Source organism: Paraburkholderia sp. RHO2 (assembly GCF_050955445.1).
Taxonomy (GTDB): Bacteria; Actinomycetota; Actinomycetes; order Mycobacteriales; family Mycobacteriaceae; genus Prescottella; species Prescottella agglutinans_A.
This window is the reverse complement of sequence record NZ_CP162617.1, coordinates 2,267,798-2,288,683: the sequence shown is the minus strand read 5'-3', so window position 1 is coordinate 2,288,683 and position 20,886 is coordinate 2,267,798. Positions and strand designations below refer to the sequence as shown.

The following is a 20,886-nucleotide window of genomic DNA, read 5'->3' as shown; positions in this document are numbered from 1 at the left end:
CGTGCCGCGATCAGCCGTGCGCGAGGATCTTGGCGGCGTGGTCGAGGCCCTCGTGGGTGCCGACCGCGACCAGAAGGTCGCCCTCGGTGAAGGTGAAGTCGGGGTTCGGTGACGGCGCGACCTGACCGGCCCGCATCACAGCGACCACCGACACCCCGGTACGGGTGCGCATCGCGGTCTCGCCGAGGGTCCGGCCGTCCCACGGGGAGTTCTCGGCGATCGGCAGCTGACGGGTGCTGATGCCGGGCAGGTCCCGGTGCTCCTCGCGCAGCTGCGCGACGAGCTGCGGGGCGCCGAGCAGGTTCGCCAGCACCGACGCCTCGTCCGATTCGAGCGGGATCGACGCCATGCAGGCGTCCGGATCGTCGAGCTTGGAGACGATGAGATCGGTGCGGCCGTCACGGTGCGTGACTACCCCGATGCGTCGACCCGTCGCCAGCGCGAAGTCCTTGCGGACTCCGATACCGGGCAGCGGCGTCACTTCCACGTTCATGGCTCAACGTTAGCGCCACGCACCGACGGGTCACCACGAACACCCGTTCCCCGGCCGACGTGTCACGCGATCGGCGGAAACACCCCGGTCTCGTCGGGCAGGTAGTCGGTCACCTCGACGACTGCGGCCACCGGCAGCGGGCCGTACAGGTGCGGGAACAGCATCGAGGACGGGTCGGACGGGACGCCGGGCTCCCACCGGACCTCGGCGGCGAACCGGTTCGGATCCAGTTGGAGAAGCACCAGATCGCGACGGCCCGCGAACAGCCGGTTGGCGGGCAGATGGACCTGCCCGCGCGTCGACAGGTGCACGAATCCGTCGGCGACGAACCCGTCCGGAATCCGCTGCCCGACGCGCTGTGCGTTCTCCCACTCGTCGCGGGTGCACATGTGCACCAGCACCTGCTCGGGGTCGGTCATCGGGGCTCCTTTTCGGCCGGTCGTCGCCCCGACACACTAGGCCGACGCTCAGCTGTCAGCGAACACAGAACCCTCCCGAATCGCGTTGTCCGAGTTCAGGGCGGTCACTGTTAGAGAGAACACACCGAGGCGATGTCGGGAACAACCCGATCAAGTCGAACGTCTGACAGAGTGGACCTACCGCGTCACCCCCGACGCGGCGGAAGACCCCAGGCGGCGGGTGCGAACCCGAAGCCAGTTCGGAGGAGTCATGCCCGGAACCCTGACCAGCCCCCCGTTGACCGCTGCCGACCGGTGCGACCGGTGCAGCGCAGGAGCCCGCGTGCGCGCCGTGCTCGCGAGCGGAGGAGAGCTTCTCTTCTGCCAGCATCACGCCAACGAGCATGCCGATCGTCTTCGTGAGATGAATGCGACCATCGTGAGCGATTCGGAATCATCTGCGGCGACGATCTGACGCGTCAGCCCTCCGGGCGGACTCCCGTCCGTCCCCAGTTCCCGAAGCGGGCGGCCACCACGGTGGTCGCCCGCTTCGGCGTTTCCGAAGCCTGGCGGTCCTCATCAGGACGGCTCACCACTGGCGCAGCATCGCGATGCGGTCGGTGAGCTGGTCGACGGTCGCGATCGCGGTGGGCGGCCCACCGCAGACCCGGCGCAGCTCGCCGTGGATGACACCGTGCGGCTTGCCGGTCCGGTGATGGTGCATCGCGACGAGCGAGTTGAGCTCGCGTCGCAGGTTCGCCAGCTGGCCCGCGGCGGCGACGCGCTCGGTCACCATCTGCGGCGCGGGTACAGGCACCGGCTCGGGCTCGGCGGCCGGCTTGTCGAGCTGCTTCTGCTGCCGCTGCCGGAGCAGCGCCCGCATCTGATCGGCGTCGAGCAGGCCGGGCAGACCGAGATAGTCGGCCTCCTCGTCGGACCCGGCGAAGGTCGCGGTGCCGAACGACGAACCGTCGTAGATCACCTGGTCGAGTTCGGCGTCGGCGCCCAGCGAGACGAACGCCTTCTCCTCCTCACCGGGTTCATCCTTCTGCTTGTTCGCGTCGGCGAGCAGGTCGTCGTCGAGACCGTCCTTCTCACGGTGCGGCTTGCCGAGGATGTGGTCGCGCTGCGCCTCGAGCTGGCTCGCGAGGTCGAGGAGCACCGGGACCGACGGCAGGAACACGCTCGCCGTCTCCCCCTTCGTCCGCAGACGCACGAAACGCCCGATGGCCTGCGCGAAGAACAGCGGCGTCGACGCGCTGGTGGCGTAGACGCCGACAGCGAGCCGCGGCACGTCGACGCCCTCGGACACCATGCGCACGGCAACCATCCACGGTTGCGTGCTCTTGGAGAACTCCGCGATGCGCTTGGACGCGGTGGGATCGTCGGAGAGGATCACGGCGGGCGCCTCGCCGGTGATCGTCTCGAGCTGCTTGGCGTAGGCCCGAGCCACGGTCTGGTCGGTGGCGATCACCAGGCCGCCCGCGTCGGGCATACCGCCGGCACGCAGCTGGCCCAGCCGGGTGTTCGCGGCCGTGAGGACGGACGGAATCCAGTCGCCGGCAGGGTCGAGGGCGGTGCGCCATGCCCGCGCCGTCTGCTCGGCGCTCAGGGGCTCGCCGAGACGTGCCGCGAACTCTTCGCCGGCGCTGTTGCGCCACCGCGCCTCACCCGAGTACGCCAGGAACACGACGGGGCGGACGACGCCGTCGGCGAGGGCATCGGAGTAGCCGTACGTGTGGTCCGCCTTCGAGCGCTGGTGACCCTCGTTGTCGGGTTCGTACGTCACGAACGGGATCGGGCTGTCGTCGCTGCGGAACGGCGTTCCGGTGAGGGCGAGGCGACGGGTCGCGTCGCCGTACGCCTCTCGGATCGCGTCGCCCCAGCTCTTCGCGTCACCGCCGTGGTGGATCTCGTCGAGGATGACGAGCGTCCGGCGCGCCTCGGTCCGAGCCCGATGCTTGAACGGATGCGACGCGACCTGGGCATACGTGACGACGACACCGTGGTAGTCCGACGACGTCTGGCCCGTGGAGTTCGAGAAGTTCGAGTCCAGCGCGATGCCGATGCGCGCCGCCGACTCGGCCCACTGGTGCTTGAGGTGCTCGGTGGGCGCCACCACGGTCACCTGGTCCACCGTGCGGTCCTGCAGCAGCTCGGCGGCGACCCGCAGCGCGAACGTGGTCTTGCCGGCACCCGGCGTCGCGACGGCGAGGAAATCGCGCGGCTTGGTCGCCAGGTACTTCGTCAGTGCGCGGCGCTGCCACGCTCGGAGGGAACCGGTGGGAGCAGGTGCACGTTCGATACTTCCGGGTTCAGCGCTCACATCGCACCTCGCCACAGGCTTCGCACAGTCGGTCCCACTCCTTGCTTCGCTGACGGGGCAATCGGCCGCTCGTACCCGGCACGATGTCCGGCGACGACCCCCGAGGAGCCTAGCGCCCGGGACCGACCGCTCGCGCATCAGCCGCGGACACGCCGGGGTGTCCAGGGGGCCCGGCGTCCGGCCGGGCGCGAATGACCTGCGGTGGCACAATCGGTCGCGACACGACGGCGCCCCACCGCGCACGACGGCGTGTCGTCAGGAATCCTGGAAAGAACCATGAGCAAGACGTCGACCGTCACCAGAGTCCGCCCGGTACGCCGGTGCGGGCAGGTGGTCGGCCGTACCGCGGTGAAGGCGTGGAACGATTCGATCTTCGGGAAGTCGGCCACCGCGGCGTTCTGGCAGACGCTCTCGCTGCCCCCGCTGCTGCTCGGGCTGCTCGGCAGCCTCGGCTACGTCGGCGGGTGGTTCGGCCCGAACACCGTCGAGATCATCCAGTCGAAGATCATCACGTTCAGCCACACCGCGTTCAGCGAGAACGTCGTCGACCAGATCATCCAGCCGACCGTCACCGACGTCCTCGGGCGGGGCCGCCCGGAGATCGTCTCGGCCGGCTTCCTGCTGTCGCTGTGGGCGGGGTCGTCGGCCATCTCGACGTTCGTCGACTCGATCGTCGAGGCACACGGCCAGAAGGACGCCCGGCACCCCGTGTGGCAGCGCGTCTTCGCGCTGCTGCTCTACGTCACCTTCCTGATCCTGGCCGTATTCACGCTTCCCCTGGTCGCGCTGGGGCCGACGATGATCGGCCGCGTCCTGCCGGCGTCGTGGCACGCGGTCGGGACCGAGATGGTCGACGCTTTCTACTACCCCGCCGTCGGCCTGCTCCTCATCGTCGGCCTGACCACGCTGTACAAGGCGGCCCTGCCCAAGTCGCTGCCGTGGCACCGCCTGTTGGGCGGGGCGTTGGTCGCCGGCGTGTTCTTCATGGCGGCCAGCACGGTCCTGCGGTGGTACCTGAGCTGGGTGACCGGGACCGGATACACCTACGGCGCGCTGGCGACGCCCATCGCCTTCCTGTTGTTCACGTTCTTCCTCGGATTCGCGATCGTGCTCGGCGCCGAGTTCAACGCGACCATCCAGGAGTTCTGGCCGGCGCGGGCGACCCGCATGGAGCAGGTCCGGGACTGGATCGCCGCGCAGGCGGCCGTCGACGCATCCGAGGACGCGGGCCCGATGACGACTCTGACCCGGCGGCTGGCGACCGGACCGATCCGATTCACGTCTGATCGGTCACAGTCCGCAGACGGCGACGGAGACGACAAAGTGGACGCGTGCCAGCGCAACGCGTCCACCGACGGGGACGAGACCCGCCCGATTCAGTCGCCCTTGCGCAACCCGTCGTAGACCTTCTTGCATTCCGGGCAGACCGGGGAGCCCGGCTTCGCGGACCGCGTGACCGGGAAGACCTCGCCGCACAGCGCGACGACGTGGGTGCCCATCACGGCGCTCTCCGCGATCTTGTTCTTCTTCACATAGTGGAAGAACTTGGGCGTGTCGTCGTCGGTCGTCTCGTCGGTGGTGGTGTCGGGACGTTCCTTCGTCAATGTGCTCACGGGTCAATGATGCCGCACTCGCGTGTGCATTTGCCGCCCGAGAGTGCAACAGTGGACGTATGGCAAGAACATCGGGGTTCGGCGAGTCCGCCGAGAGCGGCACACCCCGCAACCCGGCACTGATCACCGAGGCTGCACAGTCGATCGAGGATCAGCACCGGGCGCGAGTGAAGAAGTACCTGACGATCATGTCGTTCCGAATCCCGGCACTGATTCTCGCCGCGATCGCATACGGGGCATTCGGTAATCCTTGGATCTCCGTGGGCATCATCGCTTTGTCCATTCCGTTGCCGTGGATCGCGGTGCTCATCGCGAACGACCGACCGCCGCGGTCGAAGGACGAACCCAGCAGGTACGACCACCGCGACGCGGCCCGGGCCCTCGAATCCCGGCGGCACCGCACCATCGAGGGGTGACCCGCGGGCACGGGTGATCCGGCGCCGAAGGCTGCAACAATGCTGGGGTGAACCGAGACCTCCTGCTGTCCATCTGCGGCCCGCTGCGCGAGGCGCTGACCCGCGCCCGGTACGACACCGACTCGATCGTCGATCTTCTCGGCGTCGACGCCCACGCCGCACTCGGACGGCACGAGCCCGTTCCCGCCCGCCGCGCGACCGCGGACGGCGGAGACCTCGGCCAGCTGATCCGCCTGTTCCTCCTGGGCGACGACTGTCCCGCGGACGACATCGCGGCGGCACTGAAGCCCGTCAGCCTCGACGACGCCGTCGCCGCGGGGCTGCTCTCGCGCACCGGCGACACGGTGCGCGCCGAACTGGACCTGCGCCCCCTCGACCTGGGCGCCGGCAACCGGTGGGTGGTGTCGGACCTGGACGGCTCGATGCGCCCCCGCCCCACCGCCGACGACCACGTCATCGGGGTCGGGCAGGCATCTTTGTCGTTGCTGCGGGGAACCCCGACCAGCCCGGTCGGCACCGTCCTCGACGTCGGTACCGGCTGTGGAATCCAGGCGATCCGCGCCGCCGACTACGCGGGCACGGTCACCGTGACGGACATCAACCCGCGCGCGCTCACGCTGACCGCGGCCACCGCGGCGCTCAACGGGCTCGATTTCGAGATCCGCGAGGGCTCGTGGTTCGAACCGGTCGAGGGCCGTCGTTTCGACCGGGTGGTGGCGAATCCCCCGTTCGTCGTCGGGGAGGCCCGGGTGACGCACAGCTACCGCGATTCCGGCCTCGACCTGGACGGGGCGAGCGAGCTGATGATCTCCCACGCCGCCGACTACCTCAATCCCGGCGGGACGGCCGCGCTCCTGGCGTCGTGGTTGCACGTCGAGGGTGAGGACTGGCGCCATCGGGTCGCGTCGTGGCTGCCGGCGCACGGCATCGACGCGTGGATCGTCCAGCGCGACGTCGCCGATCCCGCGTTGTACGTCGGGACGTGGCTGCGTGACGGCGGCGCCGATCCGCGCGATCCCGCCACGTCGGCGCGGGCGCACGCGTGGCTCGACCATCTCGAGGAGGCCGACGTCGAGGGCGTCGGGTTCGGGTTCGTGTACCTGCGTCGGACGGATGCACCGTCGGACATCCTGTGCGAGGACCTGCGCCACGGCTTCGACGACCCGCTCGGTGACGAGGCTCTCGCGTACTTCGAGCGCCTGGCGTGGCTGCGCGAGCACGACGTCCTCTCGGCGCGGTTCGTGGTGCAGCCCGAGACGGCGCTCGAACGGGTGTACCTGCCGGGCGAGGACGGTTGGCGTCAGGTGGTGGCGCGGGTGCACCGCGGCAACGGCCCGCAGTGGCAGCACGAGGTCGACGACCTCGCCGCGGCGCTGCTCGCGGGAATGCGCGAGGACGGGTTGCCGTTGGAAGAACTCGTCACGCTCCTCGCGTTCGCCCACGACGAGGACGAGGACACGCTCGCGGCGACAGCGGTGCCGCTGGTCCATTCTCTGGTGCGGCACGGTGTGATCGCGCCGGCCTGACACGCGTTCCCGCCTCGCAGCTTCTCAGGAACTTCTCAGGGGCACCGGCGGGAATCCGCAGGTCACGGACCATCGGGTCGAATTCTCTCGGGAACTTTCCCGGGTCGTCGGAGCGTTGAGGCATATGAGACACCCCGACGAGGAGGCCCGTCATGACAAGCCCCAGCACCACTCGACCCCGCATCACCGACTCGGATCTGGACGGCCAGAGCCCGGCTGCGGATCTCGTTCGCGTCTACCTGAACGGGATCGGCCGCACCGCCCTGCTGACCGCTGCCGACGAGGTGGATCTGGCGCGGCGGATCGAGGCTGGGCTGTACGCGGCTCACGTGCTGGAGACCAAGAAGCGTCTCTCGGCAGTGAAGAAGCGTGATCTGACGACGATCGTGCGTGACGGCGAGGCCGCCCGGCGCCATCTGCTCGAGGCCAACCTGCGTCTCGTCGTGTCGCTCGCGAAGCGCTACACCGGTCGTGGGATGCCGCTGCTGGACCTGATCCAGGAGGGCAACCTCGGACTGATCCGCGCAATGGAGAAGTTCGACTACGCCAAGGGCTTCAAGTTCTCGACGTATGCCACGTGGTGGATCCGTCAGGCCATCACCCGCGGCATGGCGGATCAGAGCCGCACGATCCGGCTGCCCGTCCATCTCGTCGAGCAGGTCAACAAGCTGGCCCGGATCAAGCGGGAGCTGCACCAGCAGCTGGGCCGCGAGGCCACCGACGAGGAGCTGTCGCAGGAGTCGGGCATCCCGGAGCACAAGATCGCCGATCTGCTGGACCACAGCCGTGACCCGGTGAGCCTGGACATGCCCGTCGGCAACGACGAGGAGGCCCCGCTCGGCGACTTCATCGAGGATTCCGAGGCCACCTCGGCGGAGAACGCGGTGATCGCGGGTCTGCTCCACAGCGACGTCCGCAGCGTGCTCGCGACGCTGGACGAGCGCGAGCAGCAGGTGATCCGCCTGCGCTACGGTCTCGACGACGGCCAGCCGCGCACCCTGGACCAGATCGGCAAGCTGTTCGGCCTCTCGCGGGAGCGCGTGCGCCAGATCGAGCGCGAGGTCATGGGCAAGCTCCGTCAGGGCGAGCGCGCCGACCGCCTGCGGGCCTACGCCAGCTGACCGACCACCCTGGCCGCCCGGCCGGAAGCGGGTCCCTCCCCCTCGGGATCCGCCTCCGGCCGGGCTTTTCACGTTTCGGCGCCCGGTAGGTCGTTCGGGTGCGGGCTCACCACTCGCGCAAGCGGCGGGGGCCCATGTCGGCCATGCTCGGCTCGGGTCCGATCCGCACCCGGGCGTCGGTGATCTGCGCCCCTGCCGAGGACGCCAGCACCGGCTCACATGCGAGTGAGCGCACCTCCGGGAGGTCGTCGGCCAGCGCCGACACCCGCTGCACGAGGTCGACGAGGGCCTTCTTGTTGACCGGAACCGCGCTGCGGTACCCGGACAGGAGCGGGGCCGCTTTGGGCGCATCGATCAGTTCGGCCGCCTCATCCTCGGTCAGCGGCAGCACCCGGTAGGCGCGGTCGCCGAGCAGATCCGAGATCACCCCGGCCAGACCGAAGGAGATCAGCGAACCGAACGACGGGTCGTCCTGGACCCCGACGACACAGCCGATGCCCTTGGTCGCCATCCTCTGCACGTGCAGCAGCGGCTCACCGGACGCCGTCGCCAGGTCCCGGTAGGCGACGCGCACCGCGTCGGGTCCGAGCAGGTCGAGCCGGACACCGCTCAGGTCGGGTCGGTGCCGCCACAACTCGCCGGTCGCCTTGACCGCCACCGGGTAGCCCAGCTCGGTCGCCGCTTCGACCGCCTCGTCCTCGGTGGTGGCGGCGCGGAACTCGACGACGTGGATGCCGTAGCACTCGAGCAGCTGCGACGCCTCGAAGTCGGACAGCCAGCGGCCGTTGGACTCTCCGAGCCAGCCCTCGACCATCTGCCGCGCCCGGTCCGGGTCGATACCGTTGGGGCGCACCACCTTCGACACCGGCCGGCCGCGCCACGCGGCGTACCGCCAGGCCCGCGCGAGGGCCAGCGCCGCACGTTCCGGTCCGGGGAACGACGGCACCGAGCCTCGCGTCGGATGCCCGTCGGGGCCGCGCACCGCCAGCACATCGGGGATGCCCTCGGTCGCGAGGAAGGTGGTGAGGATCGGCTTGTCGGCGTCGACCACCGCCTCGCGCAGGGCCCGCGCGTACGGCTCGACGGGAACGGCGACGGGCGGCGCGAACACCGCGATCACGGCGTCGACGTCGAACGACGCGAGGGCCGTCGACACCGCGTCGGCGAACACCTCCGGGGTGGCCTGCGCACCGAGGTCCACCGGCTCCCCCACCTGCAGGCCCTCGCGGCGGGCCGCGTCGGTGGCCAGTACGCCGAGGGCGGTGGAGTTGCCGATCACCGCCACCCGCGGCCCGGCAGGCAGCGGCTGGTATCCGAACAGCATCGCGCAGTCGAAGAGTTGCGAGATCGACCCCACCTGCACGACGCCGGCCTGCTCGAACAGCGCGCGCACGATCGAGTCGTCCATCTCGACGCCGGTCGCGGCGAGCGCGGGCGGCACCGCATGCCGGCCGCTCTTGACGGCGACGATCGGCTTGTTGCGGGCCACCCGGCGGGCGATCCGGGAGAACTTGCGGGGATTGCCGAAGCTCTCCAGGTAGAGCAGCACCACCTCGGTCTCGGGATCGGTGTCCCAGTACTGCAGCAGGTCGTTGCCGGAGACGTCGGCGCGGTTGCCGGCCGAGACGAACGTCGACAGGCCCAGCTTCCGCTTGGCGGCCTGGTCGAGGATCGCGATGCCCAGTGCGCCCGACTGGCAGAAGAACCCCACCTTGCCGGGCGTGGGCAGCACGGGCGCCAGGGTCGCGTTGAGGGACACCGCGACGTCGTTGTTGGCGACACCGAGCGCGTTGGGGCCGATGAGCCGCATCCCGTGGGCGCGGGCCGCGTGGACGAGGCGGCGTTCGGAGTCGCGGCCGTGCGGGCCCGACTCGCTGAAGCCTGCGGAGACCACGACCAGCGCCTTGACGCCCTTGGCGAGGCAGTCGTCGAGCACGGCGTCGATGGACTCGGCGGGGACGGCGACCACCGCGAGGTCGACGTCGTCGGGAATGTCGCGGACCGTCGGGTAGGCGCGGACGCCGCGGACCGACCGGTGCTCGGCGTTGACCGGGTACACCGGTCCGGAGAAGTTGCCGCGCAGCAGGTTCACCAGCACCGCGTTGCCGACCTTGGAACTGTCGGTGGAGGCGCCGATGACCGCGACCGAACGCGGGCTGAGCACGTTGCGCACGCTGCGCGCCTCAGCCGCCCGCTCCCGTGAATTCCGAACGGACAGAAGCGCTTCGGTGGGGTCGATCGCGAACTCGAGGCGCAGCACGCCACCATCGAAGCTGCGGCTGACCTGGTAGCCGGCCTCCCGGAACACCGAGACCATGTTGCGGTTCTCGGCCAGGACCTCGGCGACGAACATGTTCAGCCCGTTCTCGGCGGCCGCGCCGGCGAGATGCTCGAGCAGGATCGGCCCGAGGCCCCGGCCCTGGTGGGCGTCCGCGACGACGAACGCGACCTCCGCCGAGCGCCCGTCGCCTACGTCGAGCAGTCGCTCGTACCGCCCGACGGCGATGATCTCGTCGCCGAGGATCGCCACGAACGCGACCCGGTTGTGGTGGTCCACGGTGGTGAAGTTGACGATGTCGCGCTTCGACATCGTCGGGTAGGGACCGAAGTAACGCAGGTAACGGGTGCGCTCGGACAGCTTGCCGTGGAACTCCACGAGTTTGTCCGCGTCCTCCGGCACGATCGGCCTCAGGTGTACGACCCCGCCGTCGGAGGCGAGGACGTCGGCCAGCCAGTGACGCGGGAAGTTGCGCGCGCGGTCGAGATCGGCTTCCTTGGTGCTGCCGTCAGTCACGGGGGTCCTCCGGATCGAGTCCGAGCAGTGGGAACGTGGCACGGCGGGTCGCGATGATGGCCGAGTCGATTCGGGTCAGCGCCCGATCCATCGACGCCACCCCGGTCTCCGGCGTGCCGCCGGGTCCGTCCCAGCGCAGGTACGACGTGTCGCCGCCCTCCCCCATTGTCACCGGGATGTCGACGCTGGGAGCGATCATGTGCGCCTTCTCGCACCAGGACTCGGGTGTCGCGGTGGCGGGGTCGATCTCGCGATCGAGGGCCGCCGCGATCAGGTGGGTCCACGATCGCGGCACCACCCGCACCAACCCGTACCCGCCGCCGCCGACGGCGAGCCAGCGGCCCTCCGCGTACCGGTCCGCGAGGTCCCGCATCGCCAGGTATGCCGCGCGCTGCCCGTCGACGGTGAGCGCGAGGTCCGCCAGCGGGTCCTCGCGATGGTTGTCGGCACCGCACTGGCTGACGACGATCTGCGGCCGGAACGCCGCGATCGCCGCGGGCACCACCGCGTGGAATCCCCTCAGCCACAACGCATCGGAGGTTCCCGGGAGCACCGGGAGGTTGATCGCGGTGCCTTCGGCCGCGCCCGCCCCGACCTCGCTCGACCATCCGGTGTTCGGCCAGAGCGTCGCCGGATGCTGATGGATGGACACCGTGAGAACCCGGGGATCGCCGATGAACGCGTGCTGCACGCCGTCACCGTGATGGGCGTCGATGTCGATGTAGGCGATGCGGTCGAATCCGTTGTCGAGCAACCAGGAGATCGCGATCGCCGCGTCGTTGTAGACGCAGAAGCCCGACGCCCAGTCCGCCATGGCGTGATGCATCCCGCCACCGATGCTGACGGCGCGGCGCGCGCGGCCCGACGCGATCTCCTTCGCCGCGGCGAGCGTGCCGCCGGCGAGGATCGCGCTGGCCTCGTGCATGCGCGGGAACACCGGGTTGTCGTCAGTGCCCAGCCCGTGTCGAGTCTCGATCTCGGCGGGCAGGCCGCCCTCCGCCGGGGAACCGGCGCGTTTCACCGCGTCGATGTAGGCCGGGGTGTGAATGCGGAGCAACTCGGCGTCGGGTGCCGACTCGGGGCGGATCAGCTCCGCGCCCTCGACGAGTCCGAGGCCGCGCGCGAGATCCATCGTCAGCTCGAGCCGGGTCGGGTTCATCGGATGCTGCGGACTCCACCGGTAGCTGAGGTAGTCCGGACTCCACACCACGACGCGGTTGGTACCGGAAGCTCGGATGCCCGGGGCGGGACCTGTCGGCGCGGTCATGGACTCAAGTTACTTCCCGCGGCGCCCCCCGCGCGAGGCGCCGTCGGGAGGCGCCGATCAGGCGGTCTCCGCCGGGAACGCGCGGAACGCCCGACCGGAACCCTGAATGCGGTTTGCCCGGTAGAATCTCTCCAGACGAAGGGGTGTGAGAGTGAAGGATCTGGTCGACACCACGGAGATGTATCTCCGGACGATCTACGACTTGGAAGAAGAGGGCGTTGTCCCGCTCCGCGCACGGATCGCCGAACGGCTCGATCAGAGCGGGCCGACGGTGAGCCAGACAGTTGCTCGCATGGAACGTGACGGGCTGCTCCAGGTGGCCGGCGATCGCCATCTGGAGCTCACAGAGAAGGGCCGCAGCCTCGCGGTCTCGGTGATGCGCAAGCATCGCCTCGCCGAGCGTCTGCTCGTCGACATCATCGGGCTCGACTGGGACCAGGTGCACGCCGAGGCGTGCCGGTGGGAGCACGTGATGAGCGAGGACGTCGAGCGACGCCTCGTCGAGGTGCTGAACAATCCCACGACGTCCCCGTACGGAAACCCCATCCCGGGTCTGTCCGAATTGGGTCTCGATCGCCCGTCCACCAACGCGGAGACGCTGATCCGGCTCACGGACGTCCCCGCGGGCAAGCCGACGGCCGTCGTGGTTCGCCGACTCGCCGAGCACGTGCAGTCCGACCCCGAACTGATCGGCCAGCTCCGCGAGGCGGGCGTGGTCCCCGATGCTCGGGTTACAGTCGAGACCCGGCCCGGATCGGTGACGATCACCGTCTCCGGCCACGACGAATTCGAACTTCCCGAGGAAATGGCCCACGCCGTCCAGGTGAAGCAGGTCTGACGCCTCGCTCCGCCGGATTCGGCGGGTGAGGAGACAAGCGGTGAGACTTCTGGTTACCGGCGGCGCCGGCTACGTCGGCAGCGTGTGCAGCACTGTCCTGCTCGAGCGGGGCCACGAGGTCGTCGTTGTCGACGACCTGTCGACCGGTAACGCCGACGCGGTGCCCGCGGGTGCCGAGTTCGTCGAGGGTGACATCGCCGCCGTCGCCGGATCCGTCCTCGGGTCCGGCGACGGCGCACCGCGTTTCGACGGTGTGCTGCACTTCGCCGCGCAGTCCCTGGTCGGCGAGTCGGTCGAGAAGCCCGAGCAGTACTGGCAGGGCAACGTGGTCACCACGCTGGCGCTGCTCGAGGCGATGCGCGTGTCCGGCACGCCGCGTCTGGTGTTCTCGTCGACGGCCGCGACCTACGGTGAGCCCGAGCGGACTCCGATCACCGAGGACGATCCGACCCGGCCCACGAATCCGTACGGCGCCACCAAGCTGGCGATCGACCATGCGATCACCTCCTACGCGAATGCGCACTCGCTCGCGGCGACCAGCCTGCGCTACTTCAACGTCGCGGGCGCGTACAAGGGCGCGGGTGAGAACCGTGTCGTGGAAACGCATCTCATCCCTCTCGTGCTCCAGGTCGCGCTGGGGCAGCGCGAGAAGATCTCGGTGTTCGGCACCGACTGGCCGACCAAGGACGGCACCGCGGTCCGCGACTACATCCATGTGCTGGATCTTGCCGAGGCCCATCTGCTCGCACTCGAGTCGTCCGAGCCGGGCCGTCACAAGATCTACAACCTCGGCAGCGGCGCCGGATTCACTGTCCGTGAAGTCATTTCGGCATGCGAGCGTGTGACGGGGCTGCCCATCGCCGCCGAGGACGCACCCCGCCGCGCCGGCGATCCGGCCGTTCTCATCGCGTCGAGCGACCGGGCGATCGCCGAGTTGGGTTGGCGCCCGGCGCACACCGACCTCGACGAGATCGTCGCCGACGCGTGGACGTACCTGCAGGCTCTCGGCGATCGGTCACACGCCGCCAAGCGGTAGCGGGCCGAGCGGCGGCAACTGCACCCCGAGATCGTTCGCGATCCGGTGTCCGACCGCCGCGAGGTCTCGGAGTGCGGCGGGTCTGACCCCTGCCTGGAGTGCGTCGTCGAGCAGGCCCGCCAGCCGGTGACACGGGTCGGCGGTGAGCGCGGCGCACAGCGCGACACCGGCCATGGGCCCGTCGCCGCGCAGGTATGCGCTGTACCCGAGCAGCGCGAGCGGCTCGGCGCGTTCGGGGTCGGGCAGGCTCCGGGCCAGATGCACCCACATCTGCTCGGCCGCACCGGCATGCACCCCTGCCGACAGTGCGAGAAGCGAGTCGCGGATGGTGAGGTTCTCGAGTGCGAGAGCCAATTCGACACATTCCTCCGCGGAGATCTCCTCTCCCGAGTCGTGCTGCGCGATCCGCGTCAGGACGTACTCGAGCCCCTCACGGTCGGCCCGCTCCGGGTCGGCGGCCGCGCGGGTGCGCGCGACGCCGCGCGTGCTGTCGTCGCGCGCGGCGTCGATCAGGTCGGCGATCCGCTCCTGCACGTCGGGCGAGGCGGGATCGAGCACTGCCTCGAGTTCCTCCCGGGAGCCGCGGATCGCCCAACCTTCGAGGACCTGGGCCGCCGCGACCGCGGATGCCGTGGGATCGGGAAGGATTCCGTGATTGGCGCCGTCGAGGTCCTGCCACGGCGCTCCCGCCTGGATCCGGGAACAAACGTGCGCTGCGGACAGCTCGATCGCACTGCGGTCCAACAAGTCCCGGAATCGCTCCACGACGGCCACGTGCCCGGCGAGATCCGCGGGACGGGCACGGGGCGGGATCCGGTCGTCGACGACGACCGCGAGCATGCGGTCGGCGCCTTCCCGCTCCGCGACCGCGGCGAACTGTTCGAGGACCAGGTCCATCACCCCGCCCGCGCGACCGGGTTCGTCGAGGACCAGGTCGTGCCGCATCACGGCCCCGACCTTGGTCCCGGCCAGGCAGATCGCCACGAGGGAGCGACGGGGATGGAACCCGAGCAGCGCCGGCACCGAGCTGATCAGCGTGCCGGGATCGGATATCCGCACGGCGCAGCGGGTGCCGAATCCTGTCCCGTCCTGCGGGCTGGAGGGAAAGGGCGAGTTGTGTGGGAAGGCTGATGTCGTCATGCGTCGACCCTGCCTCGCGCTCCGGTGACCGAGTCCCGCGCGACCAGCGACTTCCACGAACCTGTGGATGGCACCCGAGGCTGTGCACAACCACGCCGGCGGATCCGTTCCGGCACCCGTCGGCGTCGGAGGCCCCTGCTAGGTTCGCCGCTTCATCCCGCCCGCACCTTCTCGACCGCCGATGCGAAGAGTGCACCGAGCACCGCGGGATCGGTGACGTCCCCGAACGACATCGCCGTCGCCTGCACGCGCACGCCGTCGATCTGCGCGATGAGCGACACCATCGACTGCGTCACGGCCTGCTCCCCCTGGCCGGAGCTCACCGATCGGCGGAGCGCGAGCGTCTCGTCGCCGTCGATCTGCGGCGGCGGGGTGAGGGCGGTGCGCACGACGGCCTCGACCCCGTTCCGCGTGGCGGTCACCTCGGGGCAGTCGACGATCTGCGCCCCGAACTCGGACAGCGGGGTGTCCACCCGGACCAGTTCGATCGTGATCGTCGACCGATTCGTGTTGTCGGTTCCGACGACCATCGCGGTGCCGTCGGGGCCGTAGTCCTGGGTGGGCGGCTTGCATCCCGCCGGTTCGACCCGCGCACCCGGCGCGATGCCGGTCAGATCGGGCGCGGCCTGCGACACCGCCTGCGGCGGGAGGACGACCGCCGGATACCGCGGCGGGAACGCGGACGGCTCGAGGAGCATCTCGTCGAGGGGGCGTGAGCCGGCTGGGTGGGCATCGACGGGATGCGCCGCGCCGTCCACCGCCGTGGCGCATCCGACGACGAATGCACCGGCGCCGAGCAGCGCCGATCCGAGCACCAGACGGGGCGCGACGCGCGTCCGCAGCGACATACCCGGGCCTCCTGCCGTACGACCGTTCCGGTCCACCCGACAGCGTGACACACGCGCCTCGGGATACACCCCGCAACCGGCCCACCCGGAACTCCATCAGCGACCCGGGAGACGTCCGGGCGGAGTCGTCACGCCGAGCTGTCGCCGCCCGCGTCGCGACCTTCGGGAATCGACGGCGGCCACCGGATGTTGATGTTCGCAGGACGCCGTCCGGTGATCTTGGTCGGCGCCGGAGGACGTGTCCACTCCTCCCGTTTTCGGTGCGCGGGAGGTGGTGAGGGACACTGGAAGCACCGTTCGAAGGAAAAGGAGCCGTCATGGACGAGCAGTCGAAGATGTACGAGCTGGAGTTCCCGGCACCGCATCTGTCCTCCTCCGACGGCCTGGGCCCGGTCCTGGTTCACGGCCTCGAGGGATTCTCCGATGCCGGGCATGCCGTGAAGCTGGCCACCAAGCATCTGCGCGAGAGCCTGGAGTCCGAACTCGTCGCGTCGTTCGCGGTGGACGAGCTGATCGACTACCGGTCGCGACGGCCCACGATGACGTTCAAGGCCGACCACTTCTCCGACTTCGAGGCGCCGGAGCTGAATCTGTATGCCCTCCGCGATACCACCGGGACTCCGTTCCTGTTGCTGGCCGGCATGGAGCCGGATCTGCGCTGGGAGCGGTTCACCACGGCGGTACGCCTGCTGGCCGAGCAGCTGGGGGTTCGCCGGACCGTCGGCATCAACGCGATTCCGATGGCGATCCCGCACACCCGTCCACTGAGTGTGACGGCGCACTCGACCAACAAGGAACTGATCAAGGACCACCACCGCTGGTCGGGTGAACTGCAGGTGCCGGGAAGCGCGTCGTCGCTTCTGGAGTTGCGGATGAGTCAGCACGGCCACGAGTCGGTGGGATTCTCCGTGCACGTTCCGCACTACCTGGCGCAGACCGACTACCCCGCCGCCGCGGAGACGCTGCTCGAGAACGTCATGGAAATCGCCGATCTCGAGCTGCCGCTGGCCGCACTGGGCGAGGCGTCGGCGCGCGTGCGCGAGCAGATCGACGAGCACATCGCAGCCAACGAGGAGGTCCAGGCCGTGGTGCGCGCGCTCGAGAACCAATACGACTCGTACGTCGCCGCGCAGGAACAGCAGTCGACGCTCCTCGCCACCGACGACGACCTGCCGAGCGGCGAGGAACTGGGCGCGGAGTTCGAACGGTTCCTGGCCGAACAGGCCCAGATCGACGACGACCACCGGGACGAAAAGGACGACTGAGTTCGTCGATCGGCCGGTCATTTGGTCGTCTGTCCAGGTATGGTCGACGGCGAAACCTATCCGTTATCCGATGTCATGCTTACGACAAATATGGCATTTACTCTCTCGGTACACGGATATACTCGGACGATCACATCTGAGCGGTGCTCACCTGCTGGGCAGCGGCTTCAGGAGGCGATATGAGCGACTCTCGCACGCGCATGCTCCGCCCGGTGCCCGACACCGAGCCGCGGCTCGCATTCCGGACCATCCACGGGTACCGGCGCGCGTTCCGGATAGCCGGCGAGGGGCCCGCCGTACTCCTGCTGCACGGCATCGGGGACAACTCGTCGACCTGGAGCGAGATCATCCCGCACCTCGCGCAGAACTACACGGTCGTCGCGCCCGATCTCCTGGGCCACGGCCGGTCGGACAAGCCCCGAGCCGACTACTCGGTGGCCGCGTACGCCAACGGCATGCGGGATCTGCTGTCGGTGCTGGGCATCGACAAGGTCACGGTGGTCGGGCATTCGCTGGGCGGCGGCGTCGCCATGCAGTTCGCGTACCAGTTCCCGCACATGGTCGACCGTCTGGTGCTGGTGTCCGCGGGCGGGGTGACGAAGGATGTCCACCCGCTGCTGCGGCTCATCACGATGCCGGTGGTCAACGAGGCCCTCAAACTGCTGCGCGTGCCCGGCGCGATGACTGCGGTCCGCGCGGTCGGCGAGGTGGTCGCGCGGGTCCACGGCTCGCCGCTGCGCCCCGGCACGATGCTGCACGACACCCCGGATCTGGTCCGGGTGCTCGGCGAGTTGCCCGATCCCACCGCGTACGAGGCGTACCTGCGCACGCTGCGATCGGTTGTCGACTGGCGCGGCCAGGTGGTGACCATGCTCGACCGCTGCTATCTCACCGAGAACCTTCCGGTGCAGCTGATCTGGGGTGAACGCGACTCGGTGATCCCGATCAGCCACGCCCACCTCGCACACTCGGCCATGCCGGGCGCGCGCCTCGAGATCTTCGAGAACGCCGGGCACTTCCCGTTCCGGGACGATCCGCTCCGCTTCCTGACGGTCGTCGAGAACTTCCTCACGTCGACCGCGCCGCTCGAGTTCGACGAGATCCGCTGGCGCAACCTGCTGATGAACGGTGTCGGCGAGGGTGCCATCTCGGGGGCGCCCGAGACCCGCATGGCGGTGCTCGACGCGATGGGGTCGGACGAGCGCAGCGCCACGTGACGACCACCGCGCCTCGGGTCCGGAATGCCGGTGTGTCTCAGCGAGGCTCTAGCCTGTAACGGTGCTGCTTCCCGATCTGCTTCCCGAGTCCGTCGACCCCGACGGCGCCGATGCCGACGCCCTGTTCGACACCTTCACGTCGTGGACGAGCGATCGCGGCCTGCAGCTGTACCCGGCGCAGGAGGAGGCGCTCATGGAGCTGGTCTCCGGGGCGAACGTCATCCTGGCCACTCCCACCGGCTCCGGCAAGTCGATGGTCGCGCTGGGCGCGCACTTCTTCGCGCTCGCCGAGGGTCGCCGCACCTTCTACACCGCACCCATCAAGGCGCTGGTCAGCGAGAAGTTCTTCGCGCTGTGCGACGTCTTCGGGGCGGACAACGTCGGGATGATGACCGGCGACGCGTCGGTGAACTCGTCGGCGCCGATCATCTGCGCCACCGCGGAGATCGTCGCGAATCTCGCGCTGCGCGAGGGGGCTGGCTCCGACATCGGCCAGGTCGTGATGGACGAGTTCCACTTCTACTCCGAACCGGATCGGGGTTGGGCGTGGCAGGTGCCGCTGATCGAGCTGCCGCAGGCCCAGTTCCTGCTGATGTCGGCGACGCTCGGCGACGTCACGCACCTGCGAGACGACCTCACCCGCCGGACCGGACGTCCGACGACCGAGGTGTCGGGCTCCGAACGCCCGGTGCCGCTGCACTTCTCGTACTCGCAGACCCCGATCGGCGAGGAGATCGAGGAACTCGTCACCACTCACCAGGCCCCGGTGTACGTCGTGCACTTCACGCAGGCCGCAGCGCTCGAACGCGCGCAGGCGCTGACGAGTGTCAACCTGTGCAGTCGCGCCGAGAAGGACGCAATCGCCGAGGCGATCGGCGCGTTCCGGTTCACCACCGGATTCGGAAAGACACTGTCGCGCCTCGTCCGTCACGGCATCGGCGTCCACCACGCCGGCATGCTGCCGAAGTACCGGCGCCTCATCGAGCGGCTCGCCCAGGACGGCCTGCTCAAGGTGATCTGCGGCACCGACACCCTCGGCGTCGGCATCAACGTGCCGATCCGCACGGTCCTGCTGACCGGCCTGACGAAGTTCGACGGCACCCGCACCCGTCAGCTGCGGGCCCGCGAGTTCCACCAGATCGCCGGCCGCGCCGGTCGCGCCGGCTACGACACCATGGGCACGGTGGTCGTGCAGGCCCCCGAGCACGAGATCGAGAACGTGCGGGCGCTCGCGAAGGCCGGAGACGACCCGAAGAAGCGGCGGAAGGTGCAGCGCAAGAAGCCGCCTGAGGGCTTCGTGTCGTGGGGCGAGGGCACGTTCGACAAGCTGATCGTCGCGTCGCCCGAACCGCTCACCTCTCGGTTCTCGGTGAGCAATTCGATGCTGCTCAACGTGATCGCCCGGCCCGGCAACTGTTTCCAGGCGATGCGGCACCTACTCGAGGACAACCACGAGCCGCGACCCGCGCAGCGGCGACACATCCTCAAGGCGATCCGCCTGTACCGGGGCCTGTTGCAGGCCGGGATCGTCCAGCAACTCGACGAGCCCGACGAGTACGGCCGCATGGCCAGGCTGACGGTGGACCTACAGCGCGACTTCGCACTCAACCAACCGCTGTCGCCGTTCGCGCTGGCCTCGCTCGAACTGCTCGACCCCGAATCTCCCAGCTACGCACTCGACGTCGTGTCGATCATCGAATCGACGCTCGACGATCCGCGGCAGATCCTCATGGCGCAGCAGCACGCGGCGCGCGGTGAGGCGGTGGCCGAGATGAAGGCCGACGGCATCGAGTACGAGGAGCGCATGGAGCTGCTCGAGGAGATCACCTGGCCGAAACCGTTGGCGGACCTGCTGTTCCCCGCATTCGAGACCTACCGTGCGGGTCATCCGTGGATGAACGAGTTCGCCCTCTCCCCCAAGTCCGTCGTGCGCGACATGGTGGAGCGGTCCATGACGTTCGCGGAGCTGGTCAGCCACTACGGCCTCGCCCGCTCCGAGGGTCTGGTGCTGCGCTATCTCGCCGACGCGTATCGCGCGCTGCGGCAGACGGTTCCGGCCGAGGCCCGGACCGAGGAGCTCGAGGACCTCACCGAGTGGCTGGGTGAGCTGATCCGCCAGGTGGATTCGAGCCTGCTCGACGAGTGGGAGCAGCTCACCAACCCGGGTGTCGAGTCCGACGACCAGCAGGTCGCGTTCGGCGCCGACACGCCGCGGCCGATCACCGCGAACACCCGCGCCTTCAAGGTGATGGTCCGCAACGCGATGTTCCGGCGCGTCGAACTCGCGTCCCGGCAGCGGTGGGACGAGCTCGCCGGCCTGGGCGACGGCCTCGACGCCGACGACTGGGCCGACCTGTTGGAGTTGTACTTCGACGAGTACGACGAGATCGGGACCGGCCCGTCGGCCCGCGGCCCGCTGCTGTTCCAGGTCACGGTCGAGCCGACGCTGTGGCGGGTCCGGCAGGTCCTCGAGGACCCGAACGGCGACCACGGCTGGGCACTGCTCGGCGAGGTCAACCTCGCCGAGTCCGACGCGGCCGGCGAGGTGATCTTCGACGAGTTCGAGGTGGCCGAGGGCTGAGCGTTAG

The 20,886-nt window shown here is 69.5% G+C and carries 18 protein-coding genes; 10 read left to right on the top strand and 8 right to left on the bottom strand.

Annotation, left to right across the window (positions count from 1 at the left end; genetic code table 11):
- Positions 1–10 precede the first annotated feature (10 nt).
- Both ABTV10_RS10565 and ABTV10_RS10560 read right to left on the bottom strand, forming a co-directional pair.
- A complete protein-coding gene (locus ABTV10_RS10565; RefSeq protein ID WP_433612418.1) occupies positions 11–493 on the bottom strand; it encodes a cation:proton antiporter regulatory subunit in 483 nt (160 codons plus the stop codon).
- Positions 494–555: 62 nt separating this feature from the next.
- Positions 556–912: a DUF952 domain-containing protein gene (locus ABTV10_RS10560; RefSeq protein WP_499034576.1), complete on the bottom strand. Its 357-nt coding sequence runs from the start codon at positions 910–912 to the stop codon at positions 556–558.
- Positions 913–1,162: 250 nt separating this feature from the next.
- Between ABTV10_RS10560 and ABTV10_RS10555 the strand changes: the two genes are divergently transcribed.
- Positions 1,163–1,366, top strand: a complete 204-nt coding sequence (locus ABTV10_RS10555; protein WP_430332192.1) for a DUF7455 domain-containing protein — start codon at positions 1,163–1,165, stop codon at positions 1,364–1,366.
- 114 nt (positions 1,367–1,480) lie between these two features.
- Here ABTV10_RS10555 and ABTV10_RS10550 read toward each other — a convergent pair whose 3' ends face one another.
- Positions 1,481–3,217 (bottom strand): DEAD/DEAH box helicase, encoded by a 1,737-nt coding sequence (locus tag ABTV10_RS10550; protein WP_499034575.1) that lies wholly within the window; start codon positions 3,215–3,217, stop codon positions 1,481–1,483.
- 276 nt (positions 3,218–3,493) lie between these two features.
- On the opposite strand from ABTV10_RS10550, the gene ABTV10_RS10545 reads away from it, so the two are divergent.
- The gene (locus ABTV10_RS10545; RefSeq protein WP_499034574.1) at positions 3,494–4,621 is read left to right on the top strand and encodes a YihY/virulence factor BrkB family protein; all 1,128 of its coding nucleotides are present in this window, start codon (positions 3,494–3,496) and stop codon (positions 4,619–4,621) included.
- Here ABTV10_RS10545 and ABTV10_RS10540 read toward each other — a convergent pair.
- A complete protein-coding gene (locus ABTV10_RS10540) occupies positions 4,594–4,830 on the bottom strand; it encodes a DUF3039 domain-containing protein (RefSeq protein ID WP_430332189.1) in 237 nt (78 codons plus the stop codon). The genes ABTV10_RS10545 and ABTV10_RS10540 overlap by 28 nt on opposite strands.
- Positions 4,831–4,889: 59 nt before the next feature.
- Between ABTV10_RS10540 and ABTV10_RS10535 the strand changes: the two genes are divergently transcribed.
- From ABTV10_RS10535 to ABTV10_RS10525, 3 genes are all read left to right on the top strand, one after another.
- Positions 4,890–5,246, top strand: a complete 357-nt coding sequence (locus ABTV10_RS10535; protein WP_433612410.1) for a DUF3099 domain-containing protein — start codon at positions 4,890–4,892, stop codon at positions 5,244–5,246.
- Positions 5,247–5,293: 47 nt separating this feature from the next.
- Entirely contained in the window at positions 5,294–6,772 is a 1,479-nt protein-coding gene (locus ABTV10_RS10530; protein WP_499034573.1) for a DUF7782 domain-containing protein, read from the top strand.
- 152 nt (positions 6,773–6,924) lie between these two features.
- Positions 6,925–7,893, top strand: a complete 969-nt coding sequence (locus tag ABTV10_RS10525) for a sigma-70 family RNA polymerase sigma factor (RefSeq protein ID WP_499034571.1) — start codon at positions 6,925–6,927, stop codon at positions 7,891–7,893.
- A 106-nt stretch (positions 7,894–7,999) separates the two neighbouring features.
- Here the strand turns inward: ABTV10_RS10525 and ABTV10_RS10520 are convergent, their stop codons facing one another.
- Complete coding sequence (locus ABTV10_RS10520) at positions 8,000–10,687, bottom strand: bifunctional acetate--CoA ligase family protein/GNAT family N-acetyltransferase (protein WP_499034570.1); 2,688 nt, start codon at positions 10,685–10,687, stop codon at positions 8,000–8,002.
- Entirely contained in the window at positions 10,680–11,954 is a 1,275-nt protein-coding gene (locus ABTV10_RS10515; protein WP_433612402.1) for an acetoin utilization protein AcuC, read from the bottom strand. Before ABTV10_RS10515 ends, ABTV10_RS10520 begins: the two co-directional genes overlap by 8 nt.
- A 151-nt stretch (positions 11,955–12,105) precedes the next feature.
- Between ABTV10_RS10515 and ABTV10_RS10510 the strand changes: the two genes are divergently transcribed.
- Positions 12,106–12,792 (top strand): iron-dependent transcriptional repressor DtxR, encoded by a 687-nt coding sequence (locus ABTV10_RS10510; protein WP_433612400.1) that lies wholly within the window; start codon positions 12,106–12,108, stop codon positions 12,790–12,792.
- Positions 12,793–12,832: 40 nt separating this feature from the next.
- Positions 12,833–13,828, top strand: a complete 996-nt coding sequence (gene galE, locus ABTV10_RS10505; RefSeq protein ID WP_499034568.1) for a UDP-glucose 4-epimerase GalE — start codon at positions 12,833–12,835, stop codon at positions 13,826–13,828.
- Here galE and ABTV10_RS10500 read toward each other — a convergent pair.
- Both ABTV10_RS10500 and ABTV10_RS10495 read right to left on the bottom strand, forming a co-directional pair.
- Positions 13,808–14,968, bottom strand: a complete 1,161-nt coding sequence (locus tag ABTV10_RS10500) for a DUF4192 domain-containing protein (protein WP_499034566.1) — start codon at positions 14,966–14,968, stop codon at positions 13,808–13,810. The two genes, galE and ABTV10_RS10500, sit on opposite strands and share 21 nt — an antisense overlap.
- Positions 14,969–15,120: 152 nt before the next feature.
- On the bottom strand, positions 15,121–15,816 hold the full coding sequence (locus ABTV10_RS10495) for a DUF5642 family protein (RefSeq protein WP_499034564.1): 696 nt from the start codon (positions 15,814–15,816) through the stop codon (positions 15,121–15,123).
- A 317-nt stretch (positions 15,817–16,133) separates the two neighbouring features.
- Between ABTV10_RS10495 and ABTV10_RS10490 the strand changes: the two genes are divergently transcribed.
- The 3 genes from ABTV10_RS10490 (at position 16,134) to ABTV10_RS10480 (ending at position 20,879) form a co-directional block, all read left to right on the top strand.
- The gene (locus tag ABTV10_RS10490; protein ID WP_499034562.1) at positions 16,134–17,081 is read left to right on the top strand and encodes a proteasome assembly chaperone family protein; all 948 of its coding nucleotides are present in this window, start codon (positions 16,134–16,136) and stop codon (positions 17,079–17,081) included.
- Positions 17,082–17,260: 179 nt separating this feature from the next.
- Positions 17,261–18,298 (top strand): alpha/beta fold hydrolase, encoded by a 1,038-nt coding sequence (locus ABTV10_RS10485; RefSeq protein WP_499034561.1) that lies wholly within the window; start codon positions 17,261–17,263, stop codon positions 18,296–18,298.
- A gap of 61 nt (positions 18,299–18,359) precedes the next feature.
- Positions 18,360–20,879 carry a DEAD/DEAH box helicase gene (locus ABTV10_RS10480; protein WP_499034559.1) on the top strand — a complete coding sequence of 840 codons (2,520 nt, stop codon included), beginning with the start codon at positions 18,360–18,362 and terminating at the stop codon, positions 20,877–20,879.
- Positions 20,880–20,886 lie beyond the last annotated feature (7 nt).